Source organism: Mesorhizobium sp. LHD-90, assembly GCF_030929505.1.
Lineage (GTDB): Bacteria > Pseudomonadota > Alphaproteobacteria > Rhizobiales > Rhizobiaceae > Kumtagia.
Map to the genome: position 1 here is coordinate 52,065 of NZ_JAVFVV010000004.1, position 12,084 is coordinate 64,148.

Annotated in this window: 14 protein-coding genes and 1 tRNA gene; 8 read left to right on the plus strand and 7 right to left on the minus strand. The window is 58.9% G+C overall.

What is annotated here, in order from left to right; translation table 11 throughout:
* The first annotated feature begins 355 nt into the window (after positions 1-355).
* The 3 genes from RB623_RS06175 (at position 356) to RB623_RS06185 (ending at position 4,004) form a co-directional block, all read left to right on the plus strand.
* On the plus strand, positions 356-2,770 hold the full coding sequence (locus RB623_RS06175) for a bifunctional DNA primase/polymerase (protein WP_308055897.1): 2,415 nt from the start codon (positions 356-358) through the stop codon (positions 2,768-2,770).
* A 139-nt stretch (positions 2,771-2,909) separates the two neighbouring features.
* The gene (locus RB623_RS06180) at positions 2,910-3,329 is read left to right on the plus strand and encodes a hypothetical protein (protein ID WP_308055898.1); all 420 of its coding nucleotides are present in this window, start codon (positions 2,910-2,912) and stop codon (positions 3,327-3,329) included.
* Between the two features lie 258 nt (positions 3,330-3,587).
* Positions 3,588-4,004 carry a hypothetical protein gene (locus RB623_RS06185; protein ID WP_308055899.1) on the plus strand — a complete coding sequence of 139 codons (417 nt, stop codon included), beginning with the start codon at positions 3,588-3,590 and terminating at the stop codon, positions 4,002-4,004.
* Positions 4,005-4,473: 469 nt separating this feature from the next.
* Here the strand turns inward: RB623_RS06185 and RB623_RS06190 are convergent, their stop codons facing one another.
* The gene (locus RB623_RS06190) at positions 4,474-4,938 is read right to left on the minus strand and encodes a hypothetical protein (RefSeq protein WP_308055900.1); all 465 of its coding nucleotides are present in this window, start codon (positions 4,936-4,938) and stop codon (positions 4,474-4,476) included.
* Positions 4,935-5,162 (minus strand): hypothetical protein, encoded by a 228-nt coding sequence (locus tag RB623_RS06195; protein WP_308055901.1) that lies wholly within the window; start codon positions 5,160-5,162, stop codon positions 4,935-4,937. The genes RB623_RS06190 and RB623_RS06195 overlap by 4 nt, the downstream gene beginning before the upstream one ends.
* A gap of 131 nt (positions 5,163-5,293) precedes the next feature.
* Here RB623_RS06195 and RB623_RS06200 point away from each other — a divergent pair, with 131 nt between their 5' ends.
* From RB623_RS06200 to RB623_RS30340, 3 genes are all read left to right on the plus strand, one after another.
* Positions 5,294-5,536, plus strand: a complete 243-nt coding sequence (locus RB623_RS06200; RefSeq protein ID WP_308055902.1) for a DUF6471 domain-containing protein — start codon at positions 5,294-5,296, stop codon at positions 5,534-5,536.
* 411 nt (positions 5,537-5,947) lie between these two features.
* Complete coding sequence (locus RB623_RS30335; protein WP_374121644.1) at positions 5,948-6,379, plus strand: helix-turn-helix domain-containing protein; 432 nt, start codon at positions 5,948-5,950, stop codon at positions 6,377-6,379.
* Between the two features lie 356 nt (positions 6,380-6,735).
* Positions 6,736-7,464, plus strand: coding sequence for a site-specific integrase (locus RB623_RS30340; protein ID WP_374121650.1), 729 nt, complete (start codon positions 6,736-6,738; stop codon positions 7,462-7,464).
* Here RB623_RS30340 and RB623_RS06205 read toward each other — a convergent pair.
* Positions 7,415-7,489 (minus strand) — tRNA-Val (locus RB623_RS06205). The two genes, RB623_RS30340 and RB623_RS06205, sit on opposite strands and share 50 nt — an antisense overlap.
* Before the next feature lie 172 nt (positions 7,490-7,661).
* On the minus strand, positions 7,662-8,024 hold the full coding sequence (gene cpdR, locus RB623_RS06210; protein ID WP_308055903.1) for a cell cycle two-component system response regulator CpdR: 363 nt from the start codon (positions 8,022-8,024) through the stop codon (positions 7,662-7,664).
* A gap of 190 nt (positions 8,025-8,214) precedes the next feature.
* On the opposite strand from cpdR, the gene RB623_RS06215 reads away from it, so the two are divergent.
* Together RB623_RS06215 and hisN are read left to right on the plus strand one after the other, a co-directional pair.
* Positions 8,215-9,105 (plus strand): N-formylglutamate amidohydrolase, encoded by an 891-nt coding sequence (locus tag RB623_RS06215; RefSeq protein ID WP_308055904.1) that lies wholly within the window; start codon positions 8,215-8,217, stop codon positions 9,103-9,105.
* A 284-nt stretch (positions 9,106-9,389) separates the two neighbouring features.
* Positions 9,390-10,166, plus strand: coding sequence for a histidinol-phosphatase (gene hisN, locus RB623_RS06220; RefSeq protein ID WP_308055905.1), 777 nt, complete (start codon positions 9,390-9,392; stop codon positions 10,164-10,166).
* 15 nt (positions 10,167-10,181) lie between these two features.
* Here the strand turns inward: hisN and RB623_RS06225 are convergent, their stop codons facing one another.
* The 3 genes from RB623_RS06225 to RB623_RS06235 form a co-directional block, all read right to left on the minus strand.
* Positions 10,182-10,646 carry a hypothetical protein gene (locus RB623_RS06225; RefSeq protein ID WP_308055906.1) on the minus strand — a complete coding sequence of 155 codons (465 nt, stop codon included), beginning with the start codon at positions 10,644-10,646 and terminating at the stop codon, positions 10,182-10,184.
* Between the two features lie 4 nt (positions 10,647-10,650).
* Positions 10,651-10,908: a type II toxin-antitoxin system Phd/YefM family antitoxin gene (locus RB623_RS06230; protein ID WP_308055907.1), complete on the minus strand. Its 258-nt coding sequence runs from the start codon at positions 10,906-10,908 to the stop codon at positions 10,651-10,653.
* 120 nt (positions 10,909-11,028) lie between these two features.
* Complete coding sequence (locus RB623_RS06235) at positions 11,029-12,003, minus strand: alpha/beta hydrolase (RefSeq protein WP_308055908.1); 975 nt, start codon at positions 12,001-12,003, stop codon at positions 11,029-11,031.
* Positions 12,004-12,084 lie beyond the last annotated feature (81 nt).

The following is a 12,084-nucleotide window of genomic DNA, read 5'->3' on the forward strand; positions in this document are numbered from 1 at the left end:
CATTCAAAATGTGCGGGCGGCGACGCGCGTTGCCGCCCGCCTTTTGCATCGACTTTGGGTGACATGGCTATGCCGGCCAGGCCCGCGGGCTGAAGCTTGTGGCGAGACGGCTTCCATAGAAGGCTCCGCGAGCGGAAACTTGCGGTTTCCACGGTAGCCGGATCAGCACACGTGTCAGCGACGACTGCCCCGGATGAGTGCTGTGCTCCCACTTGCCATCAAACGGCTCGGCGCGAAAGGACGACGCAATCGACCGATGCCCCATAGACATCGGTTTGCACGCCGATGAAAACCGACTGGGTCGCCAGTAAATGCGGTGCTCCCGCAGCACCAAGCTGCTTCTCAGGAACCTAGCATGAGCATTTTCGCTACTGAAGCACCTCTTTATTGGAAGGCCGGTCTTCCTGCGATCCCGCTGCTGCCGCGCCAGAAGCGTCCGGCAATCAATCGTTGGCAGCTTTACTGCGACACCTTCCCAACCGAGGAAGAGCGCCAAACGTGGATGGCGTCGCTGCCGGACGGCAACATCGGCCTGCCTATGGGTTCGGCGTCCGGCCTGGTCGCAATCGACATCGACACCGACGATGAAAAGGTCATTGAGGTGCTGGACCGCGTTCTGCCGAAGTCTCCGTGGAGGCGTGTCGGCAAAAAGGGCGAAGTGCGCATCTACCGCTACAATGACGAACGGACCACTCGTATCAAGGATGCCGACGGCGCAATGATTTGCGAGGTCCTTTCCAAGGGCACACAGTTCGTTCTGCCACCGTCCATCCACCCGGATACTGGCAGGCCCTATACCGCGAATGCCGAGCTGTATGAGGTCTACAAGTCTGCTCCGGCATTGCCCAAAAATGTCGAGATCGAGATCAGGGCAGCGTTGAGGTCGGTGGGGATTGAGGCGTCTACGGGCTCCAATGCCAAGATCGCGACGTTCGTCCCGGCTGGATCCCGCGACAACGCCATGACGTGGCATGCCGGACTTTTGGCGCGGGTGGTGTTGAAGGGTGAACGTTCCCTTCTTCAGGCTCTTGGAGAGATGGAGACGTGGGTCAACACCTACACAGAGCAGGTGGTGGGAGACGCGCTCTCGGTCGACAAGGCGCGCTCGAAGGTTGTCGAGTTCTTGAACAAGGACTTGGCCGGCGACACTAAGAACATCTTGCCTACGGGATGGGATGAAGGACTCTCCGATGAGGACAAGGAGCGGCTCGGGCTCGCGTTTACAGAGGATGATGAAGTTTGGACTGCGCAGCAGATCATCGCGGCGTTAGAACAGAAAGTACTGGCCGACGAAGACCCCTTATCGCCAGATCGCGAGGCAGCAAACACCGTAGCTCTGCAGCGGGTCGTGCGGTCACGCCTCTCCCCTGTGGGAGAGAGTATGGTCATCAATTACATGGTTGGGATGTCGGAAGGTGCGATACGGGTCGGTGACGCGCGTCGCCAGCTGAAGCAGATGCAATCCGAGGGAACCGAAGGCGACAATCACACCGAGATTGCCCAAGCAGCCTTAGAACATATCAGCCGGTTCGGAGAATTGCGTCATTACGCAGATCACTTCTGGCAATGGGGCGGCTCGCACTGGGAGCAGCGCCCAGACAGCCAAATTGTTAAGCTGGTGGCAGAGAAATACGGTAACCTCCCTACGTCGAAGAAGAACGCCGACTACAAAGGTGTCAAGGAGCTGATTGCAACATTTGCGTCCAAGGCCATTGAACCGCGCGCAGGCGTCAATTTCGTCAACGGGTTCTTGGGTGAAGACCTTGAGCTTTGCGACCACAACCCAGAATTTGGCATGACGTATACGCTGCCACTGCGTTACCTGCCAGAGACCGCGGGCGATTTTCCGCTGTTCTCCCAGCTGATGGTTGACGCATGGGGGAAGGATCCCGACTACGAGCAAAAGGTGATGGCTCTTCAGGAAGCGCTTGGGGCCACAATCATGCAGCGCGCTACAGCATTCCAACGGGCGATACTCCTTTTCGGAAAGCCCAACAGCGGCAAGTCCACGCTTTTGAAGGTCTTGAAGTCGCTGATCCCGGCGGGGGCCTCAGCTGCTATCCCGCCGGAGTCTTGGGCGGACAAATTCCTGCCTGCACAGATGTTTGGCAAGATCTTCAACTTTGCCGGCGAGCTGTCTGAAACCCAATTCATTCCGGGTAAGCAGTTCAAAGAGATCGTCACTGGCGAGGAGGTTACGGGGCAACACAAGAATGGTCAGCCCTTCAAGTTTTCACCGGTTGCTGCTCACTGGTTCTTGTCCAACCATATTCCGCGGACGAAGGATCCGTCAGATGGTTTCAACCGCCGCTGGTTAGTGCTGCCGTTTTCTCGTCGTTTGAATGACGCTCGTAAGCGGCCTGACTTCGACCGCGAGATTATCGCGTCAGACGCAGAAGCGATCGTTGCATGGGGAGTGGAGGGGTACCGGCGGTTGAGGGGTTCGAGCGACTATACGCTGCCGTCTTCACACACCGCATTCATCGGTGGCATGTCTTCGGCAAACAACAGCGTGAGGCATTTTCTCCAGCGTTGGGAGAATGTGGTGACCGGCGTTACTAAGACTACGTCCTCGACGTCGAGTGACGTCCTGTTTGCAGATTACTCGATGTTCGCCATGCGGCACATCAGTGAGCGGGCCGTCACGCAGCAAAAATTCGAAGAGATGATGGATGAGTTAGACGAGCCGTTTGACTTCGAGATCGTCCTTACCGACCGCGGGGGGAAAATTTACCGCGGGGTTGAACTGAAAAAGCCGGTGGCGAGGTAGTATTCAACACACCGTTGGGGGGCGCCGACGGATGGAAAAATTTCCATCTGGTGCCCCCCATCGTGTTCCTTATCACCATCTTTCGAGGGTGTATGGGACATAAGTTTTTCCTTACAGTTTAGAATAAAGGAATACTCTATTGGAAATTTTTCCCTCACCATCTGCCGACAAGCGGCGACGGCGCATTGTTTCGACCTCACCGGTCATCACGGCGGCACGGCGGAAAGTCGTCGACGAAATGGAAGCTCGGATACAAACCGGCATGTCCTTGTCCCTCGCTATTGAAACTCTCCTACATGAAGCGGACACCTACCAGCTTTCAGACGAACTGGTGTTGGCGATCCATCGCGCTCGCCAGCGCCCAGGAGTGATCCGCATATCGGCTCAGACTTTGCGCAATTGGTTCAACCAAACCAATCCACATTTCGAGGAGGACCGCTGGAGGATAGCAAACTTTCTGTCCAGCGCTGGATTTGACGACGGAACAATCGCCAAATTGTTCTCTGTGACCGAACGCACAATACGGAACTGGCGAGCCCGCAAGAACTATGTCCAATAGACTAATAGGACCATGTTTGAGCCTCTAGCGTGTATTGATGTCTATGGGATAGAGCGATCCAGCTTGAGATTAATATAGCCATCCATATTCCGGAAACCCTGAGATTTAGCCTCACTTCAACCTGAATGGATGGTAAGGAATCCTCTTTGCAAGTCCTTGATCTATAAATCAGCCAATATCTAATAGACATTTGACGTAGCGATCATTCCTGGGTGAGAGATCATATCTATATATGGCTAGAACCTCAAGGAGAATACGATGCAAGACGTTGCCCACTATGCTCAACTCGCCGATATTATGGAGACTTACGACTTCCCGTGGTTTGGGTTTGATTTATTATTGCACAAGCTGGTGGCGAAAAGCGACGACCTTTCTGCCGTTCCAGCCTACACCACCTGTCATGAGGCCGCAGGAGGCCTGATCTCAATGGCGTTGCCGGGCTGGAAGCATCGCTTCTTCCTGCTGGACAAGGAAGAAATTCTTCCGATCCCATCGCCCGGGCGCATCGCCAATAGGCTCTTGCTTGCTTGGTATAGCTCAGACGATTTCGATCCCGATGAATGCGAATATATTGAGGTCCACGTCGATGGCGACAGCATGTGGACGGTGGCAATGCTTAAGGGGATGTTGCTGCTGTTGGACCGCCTCGATTGTCAGGAACCCGTGACTGCCTAGCAGTTCGTAATGAGCGCAGCGGTCCGCCGACAGCCACACAGCGCTGTTTCGGCGGATTGCGATCTCGCGGGCGAGACCCCGGCGAGTTGCTCAATCATTGGAGACCTTCTGCTTCAGTGCTTCGCCGCAATCTGGTCGGACGAATTGGTGAACTGGCTGGACCGACTACGCAGCGTTTGGATCGCCCGGTTAGGTCTCCTCCTTAGATGCCAACGCCCTCCCGCCGAAAACCGATGTCCCGACTAGACTGGTTCGAAAATGGAAGCTCCCAACGTCAATCACGTTGGGCTCGTCAGTTCGGACAAAGGGCATCATTCTCGACGTTAGTGCCCGACGACCGTTTGAAGTGCGGAAGCTCAACGTCGTTGAGGGAGGCGAAATGGACCGAAGCCGATCAGGGCCCTATTGGTCGCTCGGCGCCTCTAGTCTCCGTGTGGACTGAGGCGCCGAGGCCTGTTTGCCCATCGCCTTAGGCCGGTGCCTGCTGGATGTCGACGTTGAACTCCCAGAACGGCATGATCCGGCTTGCTCGAATGATCGTGACACCTGCAGACCGAATGTCGTTGAGCAGTTGATTGTAGCGCGCGATGTGGGCGTAGGCGACAAAGAGCCCGCCTCGGAAGCCCAACTGTGCCTCGTCCAGCGCCTGCTTGAACCGACGGTACCAGAGTAGCTCGCGCCGGTCGTCGGGCAGTTTCGGGCCGTCGTCGCCCAGGGTTGTCCAGGAAACCTTGATGTTGGAAATGCCGTTCCAATCCGCGTGAACGCAAATCTCCGTCGCTTGCTCCTTCAGCACCTTCAGGTTTCCCGCATTGAACCCGAAATCGAAGCCTGGCCGCAGGAACCAGTTCAGACGGTCCGGAAGCTGCGGATCGATCGCTGCCAGCTTCAGATACTCGGTGGCGGTTGTGTTGGGGTCGAATAGGGTGATCAATGCTGGCCTCCGCGCGTCGCAGCCAGGTAACGATTGACGATGTGCAACTGCACCTCCGGCACCTGGATGCCGTTTTCCTGAAGCAGCTGCGCAGCCTGTTGAAGAACCTGGATGGTCGCCTGTGCAGCAGGGAGTTCATGGTCTTCGTGATGCAGGTCGAGTTCAGATGCCAGTTCCCGGCAAAGAGCGGTGATGCATTGGCTAGCCTTAGGCTCAAGGGTCATGGAGAAATCCTGGTAAGAGAGACATTGGACCGACTCGCCGTCGGTATGCCCCAGTTGTGGGGTATGGCCCATATGTGGGGCACATACGGCTTGATGCAATGGTTAGCCGATAATTTTTTCGAGGACTGGGAATGAAGGAAAAATCGCAGCTGGACCAGGAGTGGGAAAAGGTCGCTTCGGATATGCTCAGGTCAGAGTTGGAAGCGCATGGCCTCAACATGAATGATTTGAGGAAGAAGCTCGCGGATAATGGCTCTGACATTAGCCATAAGGCTGTGCGGTCGAAAATCGCTCGAGGTGGCTTTTCGGCAGGCTTTTTCCTCCAGTGTTTAGCCGCAATCGGCTCGAGCCGCGTCAAGCTCGACAAGGGCTGACGTCGCCAAAGTGTCAAGTATGACTGATCTTCAAGCAGGCCTGGATGTGTCGCTGGAACTGACGGCCTCTCACAGCCTCATCGACAATGAGGCGCCGATACCGCTTTGGCGCTGTACATGCTCCAGACGGGTGTTTTGGGGCATCTCGCGGCCGGGACCTTCTTCTAGCCATCGTCTCCGATTTCCCAGTCATTAGCGCCTCAGAAAAATTATCGAATAAACCTTGTTTTCAGGACGATGTGCTCCACATTCGGGGCATACCAACGATGAAGAATACACCCCTACCGCCTTGCATCTAGGAGCGCGATAAAACTCGATGCGTTCTTCGATACCGAGCGCGAGCCTCATCGTCAGGTCGCCAGTGGCTATGGGGTCTTCAAGACGGCAGGTAAACTGCCAAATGTATCATAGATGTTCTCGCTTTTGCCCTCCTCATTTGACCTCCGACACTCCACTTTGGCGACACGCACGCGACGGCGATCCGTTCGGCGTGACAACAGGGAGAAAGTTTTGGAACCACCACTCAGTGAGAGGCATGCGGCCCTGCGCCTAGGGGTGTCCGTCGACACGCTCCAGCGCATCAGAAAGCGGAACGAAATCAGCTACCGCAAGATTGGGGGTAGGGTCCGGTATACGCTGGCAGACCTCCGCGAATTTGTCGAAAGAACCAAGGTTGAAGCATGCGAAAAAAAGACGAGCGGTTCGGTGAACTCGCGGGGTACTACCTCACCAAGCGGGAGCGCTCGCCATTCTTTCACGCCACTTGGTTCGATCAGGCAACCCGGCAAACCAAGCGCGCATCTCTTGGCACAGAGGACCTTCGGGAAGCCGAAGTCCGTCTAGCAGAGTTCGTTGCGAAGAAAGCCCGTGTTTGCGACCAAGGACCCGGTGAGCCACAACTGGCGTCGGTGTTTATCCGCTATTGGCACGGTCATGTATGCCGAACCGGGCCTGATGGTCGCCTCATTCGAATTGCGAGCCATGAGCAGGCAAAATTTGCGCTCGCTCTTTGGACCGAGCACTGGGGTAGTGCGACGGTCGCGGACCTAACCATCGCTCGTCAAGAAGCGTTTGTCGAATGGTTGAAGTCGCGGGGTTCAAAAAACTCCTATGTGTCGCGGGTGCTTTCAGTAGGCCGAGCAGCAATCCGTTGGGCCCACAAGCGTCAAGAGATAGGTCACTCGCCCTACATCATCGACGTGCCCGATCGCAGTGATCAAGAGGAGAAGTTACGGCTGTCGAAGCCGGAGATACATCGGCTGCTGCTTACGGCGAAGGAGAAATGGCCGCACCTACACATTTTCAGCATGATCGCGCTAAACACCTTAGCGCGACCAGACGCTGTCTTGGACCTTTCTCCAGCACAGGTTGACCTTGATGAAAGGCGGATCGACCTGAACCCTCGAGGCCGCAAGCGGACAAAGAAGCAGCGACCCGTCGTGCCGATCACCGATACACTGCTTCCCTATCTTCAAGCCCGCGAGGTGGTTCGGTTTGTGACTTGGCACGGTGAGCCAATCGCAAGCGTAAAGAAAGGTTTCGCAACGCTGGTCAAGGCAGCAGGGCTTCCGGTCGAGGTAACCCCCTACTGCCTGAGGCACACAATGGCTACCGAACTCCGCAAGCGAGGTGTCGATCACTGGGAGGTTCAGGGTTTCCTCGGACATCGCATGCCGGGGGTGACTGAGCGCTACGCCAAATATTCCCCTGACTACCTCTCGGAGGGGCGTCAAGCGATTGATGACTACTTCACCGAATTGGCGCTCTCAGATCAGCCTCGTGTTATTGATTTGGGCGATTGCGTGCCACCTGCGTGCCACTCGTCAGAAACGAAAAAATCCGCCGAAGCGGATTTTTCAACGATTTCAACGGTTCGAATGGTGGGCGTGACAGGGATTGAACCTGTGACCCCTACGATGTCAACGTAGTGCTCTCCCGCTGAGCTACACGCCCATCCGAATGGGGCGCATACACCATTTTTGCTCCGGCGCGTCAATAGCGCCCGGTGCGGCTATTTTTGTTCAGCAGACGGTGTCGGTAGAGCGGCGAAACAGCGCCGAGGTGATGGGGCAAGCGACGGCAGGCGGGGGCAGCGCGCGCAAAATCGATCGTGGAGCGGTCGGATTCAGGCGGCCTGCAGCATCTTCTCGACCTCGTTGACGAGATCGCGCAGGTGAAAAGGTTTCGACAGGATTTTCGCGTCGCGCGGCGCCTTCGAATCAGGGTTGAGCGCGACGGCGGCGAAACCGGTGATGAACATCACTTTCAGGTCGGGGTCGATCTCGGTGGCGCGGCGCGCCAGCTCGATGCCGTCCATCTCCGGCATGACGATGTCGGTCAGAAGCAGCGAGAAGGGCTCCTCGCGCAGCCTTTCATAGGCGCTGGCGCCATTGTCGAAATCGCTGACGTCGTAGCCGGCGCGCTCCAGCGCCTTGACCAGAAAGCGGCGCATGTCGTGGTCGTCTTCGGCCAGAAGGATTCGTGCCATCGTGTCCCGTCCCAATCGGATCGTCGAGCCGCTGAGGGCGCCCGTTAACCATTTCTGTATATGAAGTGCGGGCGGTAAATATCAAGTGAATGCCGCCGCTTCGGCGACCTTGGGGAAGCTGGACACGCGGCCCGGCAAATGGCAGTTTCGGCTTCATGGCAGACAGCGTTCAGGGCCGGGAGCAGCTCCATTGACGGCGGCCGACGATTTTTCCGGCGTCGCGCCCTTCGAGATTCGCAGCAGCGCCGAACAGCGCGTCCCCTTCGTCTTCTCCTCGCCGCACAGCGGCCGCCACTATCCGCCGCGCTTCCTGGCGATGACCAGGCTCGACGCCACGGCGATCCGCCGCTCCGAGGACAGTTTTGTCGACGAGCTGTTCGCCGGCGCGGTGGCGCTCGGCGCGCCGTTGCTCGCCGCCAACTTCCCGCGCGCCTATCTCGACGTCAACCGCGAGCCGTGGGAACTCGACCCGCGCATGTTCCACGAGCCGGTGCCGTCCTTCGCCAACATCCGCTCGGCGCGCGTCGCCGGCGGGCTGGGCACCATCCCGAAACTGGTCGGCGAGGGGCTGGACATCTATCCCGCGCGGCTGCCGCTGGCGGAGGCGGTCGGGCGCATCGACGGCGTCTACAAACCCTACCACGAGACGCTGAAACGCCTGGTGATGCGGACGCACGGGCATTTCGGCTACGCGGTGCTGATCGATTGCCATTCCATGCCGGCCTCTATCCGCGTCGGCGACAACGGCGTGCGGCCGGATTTCATCGTCGGCGACCGCTTCGGCGCGTCGGCCTCGAGTAGCATGGTGGAGAGCATGATCGCGCTGCTGTCGGCGATGGGTTATACGGTCGCCCACAACAAACCCTATGCGGGCGGCTTCATCACCGAGCACTACGGACGGCCGGCGCGCGGCCTGCACGCCGTGCAGATCGAGATCAACCGCGGGCTCTACATGAACGAGCGTACGTTCCAGAAGTCCGCCGGGTTCGACGCGCTCGCCGACGACCTGACGCGGTTCGCCGCCGACCTGATGTCGCTGCCGGACCATTTTTTCGTCGGCCTGCCGCAGGCGGCGGAATAGGGCGCTCGCCATGCGGGATCGATCGCCCTCGCCGGGCCGTGTCGTTTGCACAGCGCAAAAAAAACCGCGCTGTTCGCACAACGCGGTCCAAGTCTAGGGAGGAAACGCCCAAGGAGGGCATGAACAGGAAACCCTGTTCAAATATGAGCATATTGTGCATCGCACAAATGTCAAGCGATCATGACGGAATTCTTAATTCAGAGTGATGTTTTGATCCCGAATGGCCGCTTTTGTGATATTTTTGCAACGAATCGCCTGACGCCTCCCAGAAAGGATTCTCCATCTTGACCGTTTCGGCAGATTTCCTGCGCACCATCGCGCGAGCCGCGGCGAAGGAGACGCTGCCGCGTTTCCGCAGCCAGGGCGCTGTCTCCAACAAACTGGCGGGCGGGTTCGACCCGGTGACGGAAGCCGACCAGGAGGCCGAGCGGGTTATCCGGGCGCTGATCCGGTCGCAATATCCGGACCACGGCATATTGGGCGAGGAGCACGGCGTCGAAAACGCCGACAGCCGCCACCGCTGGATCATCGATCCGATCGACGGCACGCGCGCCTTCATCTCCGGCATTCCGGTGTGGGGCACGCTGGTCGGCCTGACGGTCGACGGCAGGGCGGCGGCGGGGCTGATGTCGCAGCCTTTCATTGGCGAGCTTTTTTACGCCACCGGCTCCGGCGCCTTCTATGAGGGGCCGGGCGGCGAGCGGAAACTTTCGACCCGCAAGACAACCAAACTCGCCGACGCCATCCTGTTCACCACCACGCCGGCGCTGTTCAACACCGCGCCGATGCGGGCGAAATACGACCGCCTGGAAGGCAGCGTGCAACTGTCGCGCTATGGCACCGACTGCTACGCTTTCGCAATGGTGGCGGCGGGGCAGGTGGACATCGTCACCGACCCCGGCCTGAAATCCTACGACATCGCAGCACTTATCCCGATCATCGAGCAGGCTGGCGGGGTGGTCACCACTTTCGACGGCGGCCCGGCGGAAGGCGGCGGCGACATCATCGCCGCGGCGACGCCCGAATTGCATGCTGCGGCGCGGGCGGTTCTGGCGGGGTAGGGCGCGCGCGGGATGTCATTGTGAACCGGTATCGCGCTTTGAAGGAGCGTCGCGGTCCACCGTCCGCAATGTCCGTTGTCGCGCTTTGTCCCGTACCTGCTCGAAAACCTGCCGGCCGAGGCCTTGCGGGAGCATGCCGAATGTCCATTCGCCCTTCGCAACCGGACTGATACCGTGGGGAATACGACCTTTCTCCCACACAAGCCTATTCACCTGACCGGTCTTGATCCACGACGGGCCTTCATCGAGGCCGAGATGGTTTGCCACTGCCGCCGGCACCTTTACAGCGGTTTCGCCCTTACTGGGTGGCGTGTGTGTTATCGCGCAAAGCAGAACGTCTTTGGAGCCGCCAGGCCGTTCGGTCGAGGTCAGAATAATCGCACACGGCCTGTCTTTTCCGCTTTCGATGCCGGTGCGTTGTTCCTCCTTCCAGAGGAAATCATAACGTACAACAAGGCCTGGTTTCGGCTCGAGCGCCACGCGATTATTTCATCAGATGGTCAAGGTGCGGCGTCGGCTCGCCCTGATACCCCTTTTCGAGTTCGGCGAGGATGTCCTCGGGAAGCTCGTGTGCATAGAAAACCTGCCGCGTATCGAATGCCTTCAGCCGCTTGAATTCCTCCGCCGACATCAGGACGACGCTTTCGCGGCCATGGTGTGTGACCGAGATCGGCTCTTTCTGAGCCAAATCGCGGTAGCGTCCGAAATGGTTCTGTAGCTCGGCGGCTGTGATCGTGACCATCGGCAGCTCCTTTCCAATTATCTCAATAATAGCGAATTTCTCCATAATCCGCAAATTTTGTGTTTGGCCGAGTCCGGAGGGCAAGGGGCTGCGCCAGTGCTTTGTGGTATCGGCGGCGTGTCAGGCCGTCGCGGCGTTGGCCAACTCCGCGCCCGATCCCGGCACAAAAGCGTCGAAGGCGGCGAGCAACTGTTCGCGGTAAAGATCGGCCTCCTGAAGGATCTCGTGGCGGGAGCCGTCGATGGTGACCAGCGAGGCGGCCTTCAGCCGTTGCGAATAATCCTCGATGGCCTGGGTGGAGACGACCTCGTCGGCCCCGGCGGCGACGAACAGCGTGGGGATCTTGAAACCGGCGATGAAGGCAGGATCCTGCACCTTTTCCGACGCGATGCAGGCGGCGCGGACCCAGGAGACGGTCGGGCCGCCCAGCGCCAGCCCGGGATGGGTCAGGTAGAGCAGCGTGTTGCGCTGGAACCGCGCCTGGTCGGTGGTCAGCTTGTTGGTGGCGAACACCGGCGGTCCGGGCGGCCGCCTGCCGCCATAGGCATAGAGGCGTCGGATGCCGACCCAATAGAACAGGTTCATCAGCCGCTTGATGTTTTTGGTTGACAGGGGAAGCCCGCTGCCGCCGAGGAACGGGGCGACCAGCACCATGCGGCGCACCTTGCCGGCGAAGGACGGCGCGGCCATGAGCGCGATCAGCGAACCGGTCGAGTGCGCCAGCACGAAATAGGGGCCGGGGCAATTGCGCTGCACGATCTCGGCGAAGAAATGGCCGAGATCGGCGACATAGTCGTCGAAGCTGACGACGTGGCCGCGCATCGGGTCACGGATAAGCCGGTCGGAAGCGCCCTGGCCGCGCCAGTCCATGATCGCGGTGCCCAGGCCGCGTGCCGAAAGGTCGCGGATCGTCTCGAAATATTTCTCGATGCACTCGTTGCGGCCGCTGAGCAGGATCACCGTTCCCCGCGAGGGCGCCTCGTTCGGCGCGAAGCAGGCGTAGCGCAGGCGAAAACCGTCCGGCGTCCAAAAGAAGCCGCCGGAGGCGTCGTCCGGCGCGGAATTGCCGGGGATCTCGAAGAAGAAGTCCGTCATCGAAGCATGGCGTGCTCGCGCTGGGGCGACCTAGTCGCAAGGTAGGAGCTTATCGGGCAATTGCAAAAAAATCGTCCCGCC

Excerpts from the sequence above, each read along its gene's own strand:
- RB623_RS06200 (WP_308055902.1), top strand. The coding sequence starts at position 5,294 with ATGAAGGAAAAATCGCAGCTGGACCAGGAGTGGGAAAAGGTCGCTTCG.
- cpdR (WP_308055903.1), bottom strand. The coding sequence starts at position 8,024 with ATGGCACGAATCCTTCTGGCCGAAGACGACCACGACATGCGCCGCTTT.
- RB623_RS30335 (WP_374121644.1), top strand. The coding sequence starts at position 5,948 with ATGTTCTCGCTTTTGCCCTCCTCATTTGACCTCCGACACTCCACTTTG.
- RB623_RS06195 (WP_308055901.1), bottom strand. The coding sequence starts at position 5,162 with ATGACCCTTGAGCCTAAGGCTAGCCAATGCATCACCGCTCTTTGCCGG.
- RB623_RS06175 (WP_308055897.1), top strand. The coding sequence starts at position 356 with ATGAGCATTTTCGCTACTGAAGCACCTCTTTATTGGAAGGCCGGTCTT.
- RB623_RS06235 (WP_308055908.1), bottom strand. The coding sequence starts at position 12,003 with ATGACGGACTTCTTCTTCGAGATCCCCGGCAATTCCGCGCCGGACGAC.
- RB623_RS06185 (WP_308055899.1), top strand. The coding sequence starts at position 3,588 with ATGCAAGACGTTGCCCACTATGCTCAACTCGCCGATATTATGGAGACT.
- RB623_RS06230 (WP_308055907.1), bottom strand. The coding sequence starts at position 10,908 with ATGGTCACGATCACAGCCGCCGAGCTACAGAACCATTTCGGACGCTAC.